The organism is Tepidiphilus margaritifer DSM 15129, from assembly GCF_000425565.1.
Lineage (GTDB): Bacteria > Pseudomonadota > Gammaproteobacteria > Burkholderiales > Rhodocyclaceae > Tepidiphilus > Tepidiphilus margaritifer.
On record NZ_AUDR01000018.1, the window covers coordinates 104,755 to 117,283 of the forward strand.

The 12,529-nt window shown below is 61.6% G+C and carries 26 protein-coding genes; all 26 read right to left on the reverse strand.

The window, feature by feature from the left end; translation table 11 throughout:
• Positions 1-4: 4 nt before the first annotated feature.
• On the reverse strand, positions 5-370 hold the full coding sequence (rpsM, locus tag H607_RS0107790) for a 30S ribosomal protein S13 (RefSeq protein WP_028874975.1): 366 nt from the start codon (positions 368-370) through the stop codon (positions 5-7).
• Positions 371-424: 54 nt separating this feature from the next.
• Positions 425-538, reverse strand: coding sequence for a 50S ribosomal protein L36 (rpmJ, locus tag H607_RS0107795; protein ID WP_028874976.1), 114 nt, complete (start codon positions 536-538; stop codon positions 425-427).
• A 19-nt stretch (positions 539-557) separates the two neighbouring features.
• Positions 558-776 carry a translation initiation factor IF-1 gene (gene infA, locus H607_RS0107800; RefSeq protein WP_028874977.1) on the reverse strand — a complete coding sequence of 73 codons (219 nt, stop codon included), beginning with the start codon at positions 774-776 and terminating at the stop codon, positions 558-560.
• Between the two features lie 3 nt (positions 777-779).
• The gene (gene secY, locus H607_RS0107805) at positions 780-2,102 is read right to left on the reverse strand and encodes a preprotein translocase subunit SecY (protein WP_028874978.1); all 1,323 of its coding nucleotides are present in this window, start codon (positions 2,100-2,102) and stop codon (positions 780-782) included.
• Between the two features lie 16 nt (positions 2,103-2,118).
• Positions 2,119-2,556, reverse strand: a complete 438-nt coding sequence (gene rplO, locus H607_RS0107810) for a 50S ribosomal protein L15 (RefSeq protein ID WP_028874979.1) — start codon at positions 2,554-2,556, stop codon at positions 2,119-2,121.
• A gap of 3 nt (positions 2,557-2,559) precedes the next feature.
• On the reverse strand, positions 2,560-2,742 hold the full coding sequence (gene rpmD, locus H607_RS0107815; RefSeq protein WP_028874980.1) for a 50S ribosomal protein L30: 183 nt from the start codon (positions 2,740-2,742) through the stop codon (positions 2,560-2,562).
• A gap of 3 nt (positions 2,743-2,745) precedes the next feature.
• Positions 2,746-3,270 (reverse strand): 30S ribosomal protein S5, encoded by a 525-nt coding sequence (rpsE, locus tag H607_RS0107820; RefSeq protein WP_028874981.1) that lies wholly within the window; start codon positions 3,268-3,270, stop codon positions 2,746-2,748.
• Positions 3,271-3,283: 13 nt separating this feature from the next.
• On the reverse strand, positions 3,284-3,637 hold the full coding sequence (gene rplR / locus H607_RS0107825; RefSeq protein ID WP_028874982.1) for a 50S ribosomal protein L18: 354 nt from the start codon (positions 3,635-3,637) through the stop codon (positions 3,284-3,286).
• A 12-nt stretch (positions 3,638-3,649) separates the two neighbouring features.
• Positions 3,650-4,183, reverse strand: a complete 534-nt coding sequence (rplF, locus tag H607_RS0107830; RefSeq protein WP_028874983.1) for a 50S ribosomal protein L6 — start codon at positions 4,181-4,183, stop codon at positions 3,650-3,652.
• An 11-nt stretch (positions 4,184-4,194) separates the two neighbouring features.
• Positions 4,195-4,590 (reverse strand): 30S ribosomal protein S8, encoded by a 396-nt coding sequence (gene rpsH / locus H607_RS0107835; RefSeq protein WP_028874984.1) that lies wholly within the window; start codon positions 4,588-4,590, stop codon positions 4,195-4,197.
• 12 nt (positions 4,591-4,602) lie between these two features.
• On the reverse strand, positions 4,603-4,908 hold the full coding sequence (gene rpsN / locus H607_RS0107840) for a 30S ribosomal protein S14 (RefSeq protein WP_028874985.1): 306 nt from the start codon (positions 4,906-4,908) through the stop codon (positions 4,603-4,605).
• A gap of 7 nt (positions 4,909-4,915) precedes the next feature.
• Complete coding sequence (rplE, locus tag H607_RS0107845) at positions 4,916-5,455, reverse strand: 50S ribosomal protein L5 (RefSeq protein WP_028874986.1); 540 nt, start codon at positions 5,453-5,455, stop codon at positions 4,916-4,918.
• A gap of 9 nt (positions 5,456-5,464) precedes the next feature.
• Positions 5,465-5,782, reverse strand: coding sequence for a 50S ribosomal protein L24 (gene rplX / locus H607_RS0107850; protein WP_028874987.1), 318 nt, complete (start codon positions 5,780-5,782; stop codon positions 5,465-5,467).
• A 9-nt stretch (positions 5,783-5,791) separates the two neighbouring features.
• The gene (rplN, locus tag H607_RS0107855) at positions 5,792-6,160 is read right to left on the reverse strand and encodes a 50S ribosomal protein L14 (protein WP_028874988.1); all 369 of its coding nucleotides are present in this window, start codon (positions 6,158-6,160) and stop codon (positions 5,792-5,794) included.
• 159 nt (positions 6,161-6,319) lie between these two features.
• A complete protein-coding gene (rpsQ, locus tag H607_RS0107860) occupies positions 6,320-6,592 on the reverse strand; it encodes a 30S ribosomal protein S17 (RefSeq protein ID WP_028874989.1) in 273 nt (90 codons plus the stop codon).
• On the reverse strand, positions 6,589-6,783 hold the full coding sequence (gene rpmC, locus H607_RS0107865; RefSeq protein ID WP_028874990.1) for a 50S ribosomal protein L29: 195 nt from the start codon (positions 6,781-6,783) through the stop codon (positions 6,589-6,591). The genes rpsQ and rpmC overlap by 4 nt, the downstream gene beginning before the upstream one ends.
• Positions 6,783-7,202 (reverse strand): 50S ribosomal protein L16, encoded by a 420-nt coding sequence (gene rplP / locus H607_RS0107870; protein ID WP_028874991.1) that lies wholly within the window; start codon positions 7,200-7,202, stop codon positions 6,783-6,785. Before rplP ends, rpmC begins: the two co-directional genes overlap by 1 nt.
• Complete coding sequence (gene rpsC, locus H607_RS0107875; RefSeq protein WP_028874992.1) at positions 7,180-7,965, reverse strand: 30S ribosomal protein S3; 786 nt, start codon at positions 7,963-7,965, stop codon at positions 7,180-7,182. The genes rplP and rpsC overlap by 23 nt, the downstream gene beginning before the upstream one ends.
• A 9-nt stretch (positions 7,966-7,974) precedes the next feature.
• Complete coding sequence (gene rplV, locus H607_RS0107880) at positions 7,975-8,304, reverse strand: 50S ribosomal protein L22 (protein WP_028874993.1); 330 nt, start codon at positions 8,302-8,304, stop codon at positions 7,975-7,977.
• 18 nt (positions 8,305-8,322) lie between these two features.
• Positions 8,323-8,598: a 30S ribosomal protein S19 gene (gene rpsS, locus H607_RS0107885; RefSeq protein WP_028874994.1), complete on the reverse strand. Its 276-nt coding sequence runs from the start codon at positions 8,596-8,598 to the stop codon at positions 8,323-8,325.
• A gap of 10 nt (positions 8,599-8,608) precedes the next feature.
• On the reverse strand, positions 8,609-9,436 hold the full coding sequence (gene rplB, locus H607_RS0107890) for a 50S ribosomal protein L2 (RefSeq protein WP_028874995.1): 828 nt from the start codon (positions 9,434-9,436) through the stop codon (positions 8,609-8,611).
• A gap of 6 nt (positions 9,437-9,442) precedes the next feature.
• Positions 9,443-9,745 carry a 50S ribosomal protein L23 gene (gene rplW / locus H607_RS0107895; RefSeq protein ID WP_037990027.1) on the reverse strand — a complete coding sequence of 101 codons (303 nt, stop codon included), beginning with the start codon at positions 9,743-9,745 and terminating at the stop codon, positions 9,443-9,445.
• A complete protein-coding gene (gene rplD, locus H607_RS0107900) occupies positions 9,742-10,368 on the reverse strand; it encodes a 50S ribosomal protein L4 (protein ID WP_028874997.1) in 627 nt (208 codons plus the stop codon). Before rplD ends, rplW begins: the two co-directional genes overlap by 4 nt.
• Positions 10,369-10,380: 12 nt before the next feature.
• On the reverse strand, positions 10,381-11,019 hold the full coding sequence (gene rplC / locus H607_RS0107905; protein WP_028874998.1) for a 50S ribosomal protein L3: 639 nt from the start codon (positions 11,017-11,019) through the stop codon (positions 10,381-10,383).
• A gap of 112 nt (positions 11,020-11,131) precedes the next feature.
• A complete protein-coding gene (gene rpsJ, locus H607_RS0107910; protein WP_028874999.1) occupies positions 11,132-11,443 on the reverse strand; it encodes a 30S ribosomal protein S10 in 312 nt (103 codons plus the stop codon).
• 71 nt (positions 11,444-11,514) lie between these two features.
• Positions 11,515-12,529: elongation factor Tu (gene tuf, locus H607_RS0107915; protein WP_028875000.1), on the reverse strand; the 1,015-nt coding region annotated here is incomplete at its 5' end.

Consider the following 12,529-nt stretch of genomic DNA (forward strand, 5'->3'; position numbering starts at 1 on the left):
CTCATCATTTCTTCTTGCCAGCGATGGTCTTGCGCGGCCCCTTGCGGGTACGCGCGTTGGTGCGGGTACGCTGCCCGCGCACGGGCAGACCGCGACGATGGCGCATGCCGCGATAGCAGCCGAGATCCATCAGCCGCTTGATGTTCATCGTGATCTCACGGCGCAGGTCACCCTCGACCTTGTACTTCGCAACTTCTTCGCGCAAGCGCTCGAGCTCGGCTTCGGTCAAATCCTTGACCTTGGCCGTCGGCTGTACGTTCGCCGCCTCGCAAATCTTGCGGGCACGGGAACGACCGATACCGTAGATCGCCGTGAGGGCGATCTCGGTGTGCTTGTGATTCGGGATATTCACCCCAGCGATACGGGCCATCTGCAATCACCCCAAAAACGAAATTCTCAAGTATAAAAGATTCGCGCCCCGGCTTCAACCTTGACGTTGCTTGTGGCGTGCTTCCTTGCAAATGACCCGCACCACGCCCTTACGCCGAACGATGCGGCAGTTGCGGCAGATCCGCTTCACGGAGGCTTGGACTTTCATGGAGTTCTCCTTGGATTCTTCACTTGGAACGGAATACGATGCGACCGCGCGTGAGGTCGTACGGCGTGAGTTGCACCGTGACCTTGTCTCCGGGGAGGATGCGGATATAGTGCATGCGCATCTTGCCCGAAATATAGCCGAGGATCACGTGACCATTCTCCAGACGCACGCGGAACGTGGCGTTCGGCAACGTCTCGATCACTTCACCCTGCATTTCGATGACGTCTTCCTTGGCCATCTCTCACTTCCTCCGCAGCGCGCCGGTCTTGAAGTTCGCCTTTTTGAGCAAACCTTCATACTGGTGCGACATCACGTACGACTGCACTTGCGTCATGAAATCCATCGTCACGACCACGATGATGAGAAGCGACGTCCCCCCGAAATAGAACGGAACGTTCCATTTGAGGATGAGGAATTCGGGGATCAGGCACACGAGGGTGATGTAGATCGCCCCCGCGAGCGTGAGTCGCATCAACACGCGATCGAGGTACTTCGCCGTCTGCTCACCCGGCCGGATACCCGGCACGAACGCGCCGCTCTTCTTCAGGTTCTCCGCCGTCTCTTTGGCATTGAAGACGAGGGCGGTGTAGAAGAAACAGAAAAAGACGATGGCCAAAGCGTAAAGCAGGATATAGACCGGCTGCCCCGGTGAGAGCGCCGCCGCGAGATCCTTGAGCCAAACGAAGCGATCGCCCGCCCCGAACCACTGTGCGAGCGTGGCCGGGAAGAGAATGATCGACGAGGCGAAGATCGGCGGAATGACCCCGGCCATGTTGAGCTTCAGGGGCAGATGTGAACTCTGACCGCCATAGATCTTGTTACCCACCTGCCGCTTCGCATAATTGACCAAGATTTTCCGCTGTCCTCTTTCGACGAAGACGACGAAAGCCGTCACCAGCACCACCAAGGCACAGACGAAGAGCGCCGAGAGCGGGTGCATCGCGCCGCTGGCCACGAGCTCGAAGAGTCCGCCCAACGCCCGCGGCAGACCGGCGGCGATCCCAGCGAAGATGATGAGCGAGATACCGTTGCCGATGCCACGCTCGGTGATCTGCTCGCCCAGCCACATAAGGAACATGGTCCCCGTGACCAGCGTCACCACCGTGACGAAGCGGAACATCAGACCCGGTTCGAGCACCAGCCCCGGCTGGGATTCGAGCGCAACAGCGATCCCCAAGCCCTGCATCAGCGCCAGCACCACCGTGCCGTAGCGGGTATATTGGGTGATCTTGCGTCGCCCTGCCTCACCTTCTTTCTTCAGGGCCTCGAGCGCCGGAAAGGCATAGGACATGAGCTGCACGATGATCGAGGCCGAGATATAGGGCATGATCCCGAGCGCGAAAATCGTGAAGCGCGACAGCGCCCCACCCGAGAAGAGGTTGAAGACGCCGAGAATGCCTCCGCCCTGAGTCTGGAAGAGTTGGGCGAGCTTGGCAGGATCGATACCCGGCACGGGAATGTGTGCGCCGATCCGATAGACCACGATCGCCCCCAAGAGAAACCAGAGGCGACGTTTCAGATCGGCGAATTTTCCGACCGTGGCGTGTTGGGTCGTTTTGGTCACGACGGCCTACCCGCTTTCAGGCTTCGACGAGGGTGCCGCCGGCCGCCTCGATCGCGTTTCTTGCACCCTTGGTGGCGGCGATACCGCGCAGCGTGAGTTTACGCGTGATCGTTCCGGACAGGATCACCTTGGCCGCTTTGGCACTGCGAGGCACCACGCCCGCCTGCTTGAGCACGAGCAGGTCGATGTCGTCGACCGGGATGTGTTCGAGGTCGGAGAGGCGGACTTCGGCGACGTCCCCCGCCGTGAGCGAGACGAAACCGCGCTTGGGCAGGCGGCGCTGCAGCGGCATCTGGCCGCCTTCGAAGCCGACCTTGTGAAAACCCCCCGAGCGCGATTTCTGCCCTTTATGACCGCGGCCACAGGTTTTGCCGAGTCCAGAGCCAATGCCTCGTCCGACGCGTTTCTTCGCCTTCTTGGCCCCCTCGGCCGGTTGGATGGTGTTGAGTTGCATATGTCAGCCCTCGACCTTCAGGAGATAAGAGACCTTGGCGATCATTCCGCGCACTTGGGGCGTGTCAGTAAGCTCGACCGTATGGTTGAGCCGACGCAGGCCGAGCCCACGCACGGTAGCGCGATGATCCTTACGCGTGCCGATCAGGGATCTGACCAGCGTCACTTTGACTTTGTCGTTCGCCATGACTCACTCCGTGATCTCTTCGATGGACTTTCCGCGCTTGGCGGCAAGCTCGGAAGGACGGCGAGTGGCCATCAACCCCTTGATCGTGGCACGCACCACGTTGTACGGATTGGGCGAGCCGATGATCTTGCAGATGACGTCCTTTACTCCCATCACCTCGAACACCGCGCGCATCGCGCCGCCGGCGATGATGCCGGTCCCCGGAGGGGCGGATTTCATCATCACTGTGGAGGCACCATGCTTGGCGATCACGGTGTGCTGGATGGTGCCATTCTTCAAGGGCACCTTGACCATGCCGCGCCGGGCTGACTGCATTGCCTTTTGCACCGCCACCGGCACCTCGCGCGCCTTGCCTTTGCCCATGCCGATGCCACCATCGCCGTCACCGACGACCGTCAGCGCCGCAAAACTCAAAATGCGGCCGCCCTTGACGGTCTTGCTGACGCGGTTGATCGACACCATCTTCTCGTTGAGCTCGTCCTGCCGCTCCTCTGCAGGCCGCCGCTTGTCTTGCTGATTCCTGGCCATCGCTTTTCCCGTATCAGAATTTGAGCCCGGCTTCGCGCGCGGCCTCAGCCAAGGCTTGCACGCGACCATGATAGAGATATCCCGAGCGATCGAACGCGACCGTCTCGATGCCGATCGCCTTGGCCTTCTCGGCAATGGCACGGCCAACGAGCGCCGCAGCGGCTTTGTTGCCGCCATTGCTCACTTTGTCGCGCAGCTCTTTGTCCAGCGTAGACGCCGCAGCGAGCACGCGGGAACGGCAAGGGGAAATGATCTGCGCGTAGATGTGCGAGTTCGAACGGTAGACCGTCAGGCTCGGCACTTTCAGCTGCGCGATCTTCGCCCGGGTTTTGCGGGCGCGACGCAGACGTGCAAGTTTCTTGTTCATGATCGAATGCCCTTATTTCTTCTTGGTCTCTTTCAAGACCACGATTTCATCCGCATAGCGTACACCCTTGCCCTTGTAAGGCTCCGGCGGACGGTAACCGCGGATCTTGGCGGCCTGCTGACCGATCTGCTGCTTGTCGGCCCCCTTGAGAATGATCTCGGTGGGCTGAGGTACTTCGGCCTTGATACCCGCGGGCAACTCGTGCTCAATCGGATGCGAATATCCGAGGGCGAGACTGAGCTTGTTACCCTGAAGCTGGGCCCGGTACCCCACCCCGACCAGGGAGAGACGACGCTCGAATCCTTTGGTAACTCCATGCACCATGTTGGCGAGGACGGCACGAGCGGTGCCCGCCTGGGCATCGCTGCCAGGCAGCTTTTCGTCGGCCTCACAGCGCAAGACGTTGCCTTCCTTGACGATGCGCACGGCCGGATTGAAGGCGAACTCGAGCGCACCGAGCGGACCTTTGACCGCCACGCGGCTGCCGTCGATTTTCACCTCGACGCCGCCTGGAACCTCGATCGGTTGTTTTGCGATACGCGACATCTCGCTCTCCCTTAGGCGACGTAACAGAGCACTTCGCCGCCGACCTGTGCCTTGCGGGCAGCCCGGTCGGTCATCACCCCCTTGGGCGTCGACACGATGGCCACACCCAAGCCATTCATGACCTTCGGCAGCTCGGCGACCGGACGATAGATGCGGCGACCGGGGCGAGAGATGCGCTCGATGTGTTCGATCACAGGACGACCGGCATAATACTTGAGTTTCAACACCAGCGTCGCCTTGGGCCCTTCTTGACGCACCTCGAACCCGTCGATGTACCCTTCTTCATGCAACACTCGGGCGATCGCGGCCTTGAGCTTGGAGCCAGGAACCTCGACGGTGGGCTTTTCCGCCTTCTGCGCATTGCGAATGCGCGTCAACATATCGGCGATCGGATCAGACATGCTCATCTTCGGACTCCCTTACCAGCTCGCCTTGGTCATGCCGGGGACTTCGCCGCGGAAAGCCATCTCGCGCAGCTTGTGGCGGCACAGCCCGAATTTGCGGAACGTACCACGCGGACGGCCGGTGATCGCGCAGCGGTTGCGCAGGCGCGTGGGACTGGCGTTGCGCGGCAGCTGCTGCAGCTCGAGGCGCGCTTGCATACGCTCCTCTTCGGACAGACTCATGTCTTGGATTTTGGCGAGCAGCGCTTCACGCTTGGCCGCATACTTGGCCACGAGCTTGCGACGCTTCTCCTCGCGATTGATCATCGATTTCTTTGCCATGTCAGCCTCAATTCCGGAAGGGAAACTTGAACGCGGCCAGCAGCGCCTTGGCCTCTTCGTCGGTTTTCGCCGTGGTCGTGATCGTGATGTTCATGCCGCGCAGCGCATCGACCTTGTCGTATTCGATTTCCGGAAAGATGATCTGCTCGCGCACACCGAGGTTGTAATTGCCGCGACCGTCGAACCCCTTGCCGCCGACACCGCGGAAGTCGCGCACGCGAGGCAAGGCGATCGAGATGAGCCGATCAAGGAATTCGTAGGCACGGGGCCCCCGCAGAGTCACCTTGCAGCCAATGGGATACCCTTCGCGGATCTTGAATCCCGCAATCGACTTGCGCGCCTTGGTGACCACCGGCTTTTGGCCGGAGATGGCAGCGAGATCCTTCACGGCATTTTCCAGAACCTTTTTGTCGGCCACCGCCTCACCCACGCCCATGTTGAGCGTGATCTTGGTGATGCGCGGCACCTCCATGATCGACTTGTAGCCGAACTTGCTGATGAGTTCGGGCACGATCTTTTCTTTGTACTGTTGCAGCAACCGGGCCATGTTCGCTCCTTAGACATCCACCAATTCGCCGGTGCTCTTGAAGAAGCGCACCTTGCGGCCGTCTTCCAGCACCCGGATCCCGACCCGGTCGGCTTTCTGGGTCTGCGGATTGAACAGGGCGACATTGGAGATGTGGATCGGCATCTCTTTTTCGATGATGCCGCCGGGGATTCCGCGCAAGGGATTGGGGCGCACGTGTTTCTTGACGCGATTGATACCCTCGACGATAACCTTTTCGTCATTGACGCGGCGCGTCACCACCCCCCGGCGCCCTTTGTCTTTGCCGGCGATCACGATCACCTGATCGCCCTTACGGATCTTCTTCATTGCGACACCTCAGATGACTTCGGGGGCGAGCGAGACGATCTTCATGAAGCGCTCGGTTCGCAGCTCGCGCGTGACGGGGCCAAAGATGCGGGTACCGATCGGCTCGAACTTGTTGTTGAGCAGCACGGCCGCATTGCCGTCGAACTTGACGAGCGACCCATCGGGACGACGCACGCCCTTAGCGGTACGCACCACGACGGCGTTATAGACGTCGCCCTTTTTCACGCGTCCACGCGGGGCGGCTTCTTTGATCGACACCTTGATGATGTCACCGATGTTGGCGTAGCGGCGCTTGGAGCCACCGAGCACCTTGATACACATGACCTTGCGTGCGCCGCTATTGTCGGCGACCTGCAAGAGGGTCTGCATCTGGATCATGAATTTCTCCAACTTATACCGCAAGTGCGGACAGTCTTGGACTTGCACGCTCGACTCCCATCAGATGGGACGGTCGAACGGGAAAGCGAAGCGCCCCGCCATACGACGGGGCGAGAGTCCGGCACTATAACCGATGCGGCAGAAAAATGCAAGGGGAAATCAGGCCAATGCCGCCTTGGCGACGAGCCGGACGACTTTCCATGTCTTCGTCTTGGAGATCGGCCGGCACTCTTCGATTTCAACGATATCGTTGAGCGCCACTTCCGGATCTTCGCAATGCGCATGGAATTTACGGGACTTGGTGATGATCTTCCCGTAGAGCGGATGCGGCACGCGGCGCTCCACCAGCACGGCGACGGTCTTGGCCCGGGCCGCACTCACGACGCGCCCGACCATGCGCTGCCGGGTTTTGTTCTGCACTTCTTCGGTCATTTACGCACCCCTTTTTCCCGCAGCAGGGTCTTGATCCGGGCGATGTCACGCCGAGTGGCCCGCATCGCCGCGGTGTTGGTCAGTTGCTGCGTCGCCTGTTGCATGCGCAAGGAAAATTGCGCCTTGCGCAGGGCGATCAGCTCTTGTTCGAGCTCGGCGACGCTCTTTTCACGCAAATCTCGTGCTTTCATCATGCCGCTCCCAGCTTGCGGGTGACGAAGATGGTCTTGAAAGGAAGCTTGGCGGCCGCCAGTGCAAAGGCTTCGCGAGCAAGCGCTTCACTCACGCCATCCATCTCATAGAGCACCTTACCCGGCTGAATCTCGGCAACCCAATATTCAGGGTTCCCTTTCCCGCTCCCCATCCGGACCTCGGCCGGCTTTCTGGAAATGGGTTTGTCGGGGAACACACGAATCCAGATACGCCCACCACGCTTGATGTGGCGAGTCATGGCACGCCGCGCTGCTTCGATCTGGCGAGCAGTGAGCCGCCCGCGACCGATGGCCTTGAGACCGAACTCACCAAACGAGACGGAAGTCCCGCGCGTTGCCAGTCCCTTGTTGCGGCCCTTCTGGACCTTGCGGAATTTAGTTCGTTTCGGCTGCAGCATCGCCCACTCCCGAAGTTACGTTCGCTTTGGCAGCGCGGGTGCGACGACCACGACGCGCGCCCTCACCTTCTTCGCGACGGCCCCGCGCGGGACGCCGGGCTTCCCGCTCGACGGGCTCCTGCGGCGCCTGATTGCGCGCCAGGATGTCGCCCTTGTAGAGCCAGACTTTGACCCCGATGATGCCGTAGGTGGTCTGCGCCTCGGCAAAGCCGTAGTCGATGTCGGCACGCAGCGTCTGCAATGGCACGCGGCCTTCGCGATACCATTCGGAGCGCGCGATCTCGGCCCCGCCCAGACGGCCGGAGGTCATGATCTTGATGCCCTTGGCGCCGAGCCGCATGGCGTTTTGCATCGCACGCTTCATGGCGCGACGGAACTGGATGCGTTTCTCGAGCTGGGTCGCGACCGATTCGGCGATGAGCTGGGCGTCGAGCTCTGGCTTGCGGATCTCTTCGATCGTGAGGTGCACCGGCACGCCCATGCGACGGTTGAGATCGGCCTTGAGCAGCTCGATATCCTCGCCCTTCTTGCCGATGACCACACCCGGCCGGGCCGAGTGGATCGTGATCTTGGCGCTCTTGGCCGGCCGCTCGATGACGATGCGGCTCACCGCGGCATGCTTGAGCTTGTTCTTGAGGTAACCGCGCACCTGGGCATCCTGCTGCAGCAGGCGCGGGAACTCTTTGCTCGGCGCAAACCAGCGCGAAGCCCAGTCACGGGTGACGACGAGGCGGAAGCCGGTCGGATGGATTTTCTGTCCCATGTTTGCTCCTTATTCTCCGACCGCGACGATGATGTGCGAGGTGGGCTTGAGAATCTTTGCCCCCCGGCCTTTGGCCCGCGCCCGGAAGCGCTTGAGCACCACGCCCTTCTCGACCATGATGCGTTTGACCTTGAGTTCATCGACGTCGGCACCGTCGTTGTGCTCGGCATTGGCGATGGCCGAAAGCAGCGCCTTGCGGATCAAGTGCGCCCCTTTCTGCGGGCAGAACGCGAGAATGTCGAGCGCCTGCGCCACCGGCTTGCCGCGGATGAGGTCGGCGACGAGTCGGCCTTTCTGGGGAGAAAGGCGCACGCCGCGCACGATAGCCTTGGTTTCCATATCTCGTATCCTCGAGCGTTAGCGTTTGGCCTTCTTACCCGCGGCGTGCCCTCGGAAGGTGCGGGTGAAGGAGAATTCGCCGAGTTTGTGCCCGACCATCGCCTCGGTGATGAACACCGGGACGTGCTGCCGGCCGTTGTGCACCGCGAACGTCAGCCCGATGAACTCGGGAATGATCGTGGAGCGACGAGACCAGGTCTTGATCGGACGCTTGTCGTTGGTCGCGCGACTTTGCTCGACCTTCTTGAGCAGATGGGCGTCGACGAACGGCCCTTTTTTGACGGAACGTGCCATGGCTTACCCCTTAACGCTTGTGCCGACGCTGGACGATCATGTTGTCCGTGCGCTTGTTGCGACGAGTGCGATATCCCTTGGTCGGCTGACCCCACGGGCTGCGCGGCACGCCGCCTTCGCCAGTGCGCCCTTCGCCACCACCGTGCGGGTGATCGATCGGGTTCATCGCCACACCGCGCACGGTGGGGCGGATCCCGCGCCAACGCGAGGCACCGGCCTTGCCAAGTTTCTCGAGCGAATGTTCGCCGTTGCCGACTTCACCGATGGTGGCGCGGCACTCGACGTGCACCTTGCGCACTTCGCCCGAGCGCAGTCGAATTTGGGCATAGGCGCCTTCACGCGCGACGAGCTGCACCGACGCCCCGGCGGCGCGAGCCAGCTGCCCGCCTTTACCCGGAATCAGTTCGACGTTGTGCAAGGTCGAACCCACCGGGATGGAGCGGATCGGCAACGCATTGCCGGGTTTGATCGGCGCCTGCGGGCCGCTCATGACGGTCTGACCGACCGTCAAACCTTTCGGCGCGAGTATGTAACGACGCTCGCCGTCGGCATAGCACAGCAGCGCGATGTGCGCCGAGCGATTGGGATCGTATTCGATGCGCTCGACCCTGGCCGGAATGTTGTCCTTGTTGCGACGAAAGTCGACGATGCGGTAGAACTTCTTGTGCCCGCCGCCTTTGTGCCGCGTGGTGATCCGACCCGCGTTGTTGCGCCCCGCGAGACGCGTCATCGCTTCGACGAGCGTCGGATACGGCCGACCCTTGTAGAGTTCCTTATTGACGACCCGCACCATGGCGCGACGGCCGGGCGAAGTCGGTTTCATCTTGATCACTGCCATGATGGTTTACTCCCCGGCCATGAAGCTGAGCTCTTGGCCCGGCTTGAGCGAGACGAAGGCCTTTTTCCAGCCGGAACGACGGCCGGTGATGCGCCCCATCCGCTTTTCCTTGCCTTTGACGTTGAGCACCCGCACACCCTGGACTTCGACCTCGAAGAGCTTTTCGACGGCGGCCTTGATCTCGGGTTTGGTCGCATCGGAGGCGACGCGGAACACCACCTGGTTGAGGCGCTCCCCGAGCATCGTGGCCTTCTCCGAGATCTGCGGTCCGAGCAGAACCTGATAGAGGCGTTCTTCGCTGATCGTCATTGCCACATCTCCTCGAATTTGGCCACGGCGCCCTTGGTGAGCAGCACTTTGGGGAAATGCACCAGCGCCACCGGATCGGTCTCGTGCGCTGCCAGTACCAGCACGTCCTTGAGGTTGCGGCTGCCGAGCAGGAGGTTCTCGTCGAGCTCGTCGGTGACGAGCAGCACGCGGGTACCAGCCAGACCCATGTCCTTGATCTTCTGGGCAACGAGCTTGGTCTTGGGTGCCTCGACACGGAAGTCATCGATCACCGCCAGACGGTCTTCACGGGCGAGCTGCGAGAGAATGGTGGCCATGGCCGCACGAAACATCTTGCGGTTGACCTTCTGCTTGAAATTCTCGTCCGGAGAGCTCGGAAAGATCTTGCCGCCATGCCGCCACAGGGGGCTGGAGGTCATCCCGGCACGCGCGCGACCCGTCCCTTTCTGCCGCCACGGCTTACGGGTAGAGTGATGCACCTGCGAGCGGTCTTTCTGGGCGCGCGTGCCCTGGCGGCCATTGGCCTGATAGGCGACGACGACCTGATGCACCAGCGCTTCGTTGTAAGGGCGGGCGAAGAGCGCGTCGGAGACCTGGGCGGTTCCGGCGGGCTGACCCTGCGCATTCAATAGCTTGAGTTCCATATCCACCTCGCCTTAGCCTTTGACCGCCGGGCGCACGATCACGTCGCCGCCCTTGGCACCAGGAACCGCCCCCTTGACGAGCAGGAGGTTGCGCTCGGCATCGACGCGCACGATCTCGAGATTCTGCACCGTGACGGTTTCGTCACCCAGATGCCCCGCCATGCGCTTGCCGGGGAAGACGCGACCGGGATCCTGGGCCATGCCGATGGAACCAGGCGCACGCGTGGTGATGGAGTTGCCGTGCGAGGCGCGGTTGGAGCTGAAATTGTGACGTTTGATCGCGCCGGCAAACCCTTTACCGATGGAGCGGCCGGTGACATCGACTTTCTGTCCCGGCTGGAACATCGTCACGGACAGTTCCTGACCGGGCTGCAGAGAGGCAAGCTCGGACGGATCGACGCGAAATTCCCGCAAGACGCGCGCCGCGGTGACGCCCGCCTTGGCGAAATGCCCGGCGAGCGCCTTGGTGGTGCGCGACGGCTTGCGCGACCCGAACCCGATCTGAACGGCAGCATAGCCGTCGTTTTCGGGGGTCTTGAGTTGAGTCACGCGGTTGGCGGAGGCTTCGAGCACGGTCACCGGGATGGACTGGCCATCGTCAGTGAAAATCCGAGTCATGCCCACCTTGCGAGCGACAAGGCCTAGACTCATGTTGTTCTCCTCGAACCGGTTACGATTGACCGGACGTTTACGAAAAACGACCCGCCGCAGCGGGGAAAAACGCGTCATTATAAGACGGTTCGATCCCGCATGCAAGCAAGGATCACATCAGCTTGATGTCGACGTCCACGCCGGCGGGCAGATCGAGCTTCATCAGCGCATCAACGGTCTTGTCCGTGGGTTCGACGATGTCCATGAGCCGGCGATGCGTGCGGATTTCGAACTGGTCTCGCGACGTTTTATTCACGTGCGGCGAGCGCAATACGTTATAGCGTTCGATCTTGGTCGGCAGTGGGATGGGGCCGTGAACGACCGCGCCGGTTCGTTTGGCCGCCTCGACGATCTCGTGCGCAGACTGGTCGATCAGCCGATAATCGAACGCTTTGAGGCGGATGCGGATCTTCTGGTTGTTCATGATTCGTTCCAAAGAGCGAGAGGAAGAAAAACCCGGCGGGGCGCTCCCCGCCGGGCTTGGGGGCAAAACGATTACTCGATGATCTTGGTGACGACACCGGCACCGACGGTGCGACCGCCTTCACGGATGGCAAAGCGCAAGCCTTCTTCCATCGCGATCGGAGCGATCAGCTTCACTTCCAGCTTCACGTTGTCGCCCGGCATCACCATCTCCACCCCTTCGGGCAGCTTGATCGCACCGGTGACGTCCGTGGTGCGGAAGTAGAACTGCGGCCGGTAGTTGCTGAAAAACGGCGTGTGGCGCCCGCCTTCTTCCTTGGAGAGCACGTACACTTCGCACTCGAAGTGCGTGTGCGGCGTGATCGTCCCCGGCTTGGCGAGCACTTGCCCACGCTCGACTTCTTCGCGCTTGGTGCCGCGCAACAGCACCCCGACGTTGTCGCCCGCTTGCCCTTGATCGAGGAGCTTGCGGAACATCTCCACGCCAGTGACCGTGGTCTTTTGCGTCGGGCGCAGACCGACGATCTCGACTTCGTCGCCCACCTTGACGATGCCGCGCTCGACCCGGCCCGTGACCACCGTGCCGCGACCAGAGATGGAGAACACGTCTTCGATCGGCATGAGGAAGGGCTTGTCGATGGCGCGCTCGGGCGTGGGAATGTAGGTGTCGAGCGCTTCGGCAAGTTTCAGGATCGAGGGCTCACCGATCTCGCTCTGGTCGCCTTCGAGCGCCTTGAGCGCCGAGCCCTTGATCACCGGCACTTCGTCACCCGGAAAATCGTACTTGGAGAGCAGCTCGCGCACTTCCATTTCCACGAGCTCGAGCAGCTCGGGATCGTCGACCATGTCGCACTTGTTCATGTAGACGACGATGTAGGGCACCCCCACCTGACGCGCCAACAGGATGTGCTCGCGCGTCTGCGGCATCGGGCCGTCGGCGGCCGAAACCACCAAAATGGCTCCGTCCATCTGCGCCGCACCGGTGATCATGTTCTTGACGTAGTCGGCGTGACCCGGGCAGTCGACGTGCGCATAGTGGCGCTTCTCCGTCTCGTATTCGACGTGCGAGGTGTTGATCGTGATCCCG

What these genes read in the sequence shown, in the direction of transcription:
- rplP (WP_028874991.1), bottom strand. Translation starts at nt 7,202, where the DNA reads ATGCTGCAGCCGAAACGAACTAAATTCCGCAAGGTCCAGAAGGGCCGC.
- rpsN (WP_028874985.1), bottom strand. Translation starts at nt 4,908, where the DNA reads ATGGCAAAGAAATCGATGATCAATCGCGAGGAGAAGCGTCGCAAGCTC.
- rpsH (WP_028874984.1), bottom strand. Translation starts at nt 4,590, where the DNA reads ATGAGCATGTCTGATCCGATCGCCGATATGTTGACGCGCATTCGCAAT.
- rpsE (WP_028874981.1), bottom strand. Translation starts at nt 3,270, where the DNA reads ATGGCCAGGAATCAGCAAGACAAGCGGCGGCCTGCAGAGGAGCGGCAG.
- rpsC (WP_028874992.1), bottom strand. Translation starts at nt 7,965, where the DNA reads ATGGGACAGAAAATCCATCCGACCGGCTTCCGCCTCGTCGTCACCCGT.
- rplE (WP_028874986.1), bottom strand. Translation starts at nt 5,455, where the DNA reads ATGGCCCGGTTGCTGCAACAGTACAAAGAAAAGATCGTGCCCGAACTC.
- rplX (WP_028874987.1), bottom strand. Translation starts at nt 5,782, where the DNA reads ATGAAGAAGATCCGTAAGGGCGATCAGGTGATCGTGATCGCCGGCAAA.
- rplR (WP_028874982.1), bottom strand. Translation starts at nt 3,637, where the DNA reads ATGAACAAGAAACTTGCACGTCTGCGTCGCGCCCGCAAAACCCGGGCG.
- rpsM (WP_028874975.1), bottom strand. Translation starts at nt 370, where the DNA reads ATGGCCCGTATCGCTGGGGTGAATATCCCGAATCACAAGCACACCGAG.
- rplW (WP_037990027.1), bottom strand. Translation starts at nt 9,745, where the DNA reads ATGACGATCAGCGAAGAACGCCTCTATCAGGTTCTGCTCGGACCGCAG.
- rplN (WP_028874988.1), bottom strand. Translation starts at nt 6,160, where the DNA reads ATGATCCAGATGCAGACCCTCTTGCAGGTCGCCGACAATAGCGGCGCA.
- rplD (WP_028874997.1), bottom strand. Translation starts at nt 10,368, where the DNA reads ATGGAACTCAAGCTATTGAATGCGCAGGGTCAGCCCGCCGGAACCGCC.
- rplC (WP_028874998.1), bottom strand. Translation starts at nt 11,019, where the DNA reads ATGAGTCTAGGCCTTGTCGCTCGCAAGGTGGGCATGACTCGGATTTTC.
- rpmD (WP_028874980.1), bottom strand. Translation starts at nt 2,742, where the DNA reads ATGGCGAACGACAAAGTCAAAGTGACGCTGGTCAGATCCCTGATCGGC.
- rpsQ (WP_028874989.1), bottom strand. Translation starts at nt 6,592, where the DNA reads ATGACCGAAGAAGTGCAGAACAAAACCCGGCAGCGCATGGTCGGGCGC.
- rplB (WP_028874995.1), bottom strand. Translation starts at nt 9,436, where the DNA reads ATGGCAGTGATCAAGATGAAACCGACTTCGCCCGGCCGTCGCGCCATG.
- rplV (WP_028874993.1), bottom strand. Translation starts at nt 8,304, where the DNA reads ATGGAAACCAAGGCTATCGTGCGCGGCGTGCGCCTTTCTCCCCAGAAA.
- rpsJ (WP_028874999.1), bottom strand. Translation starts at nt 11,443, where the DNA reads ATGAACAACCAGAAGATCCGCATCCGCCTCAAAGCGTTCGATTATCGG.
- rpmC (WP_028874990.1), bottom strand. Translation starts at nt 6,783, where the DNA reads ATGAAAGCACGAGATTTGCGTGAAAAGAGCGTCGCCGAGCTCGAACAA.
- rplF (WP_028874983.1), bottom strand. Translation starts at nt 4,183, where the DNA reads ATGTCGCGTATCGCAAAACAACCGATCGAGGTTCCAGGCGGCGTCGAG.
- rpsS (WP_028874994.1), bottom strand. Translation starts at nt 8,598, where the DNA reads ATGGCACGTTCCGTCAAAAAAGGGCCGTTCGTCGACGCCCATCTGCTC.
- rplO (WP_028874979.1), bottom strand. Translation starts at nt 2,556, where the DNA reads ATGCAACTCAACACCATCCAACCGGCCGAGGGGGCCAAGAAGGCGAAG.
- rpmJ (WP_028874976.1), bottom strand. Translation starts at nt 538, where the DNA reads ATGAAAGTCCAAGCCTCCGTGAAGCGGATCTGCCGCAACTGCCGCATC.
- infA (WP_028874977.1), bottom strand. Translation starts at nt 776, where the DNA reads ATGGCCAAGGAAGACGTCATCGAAATGCAGGGTGAAGTGATCGAGACG.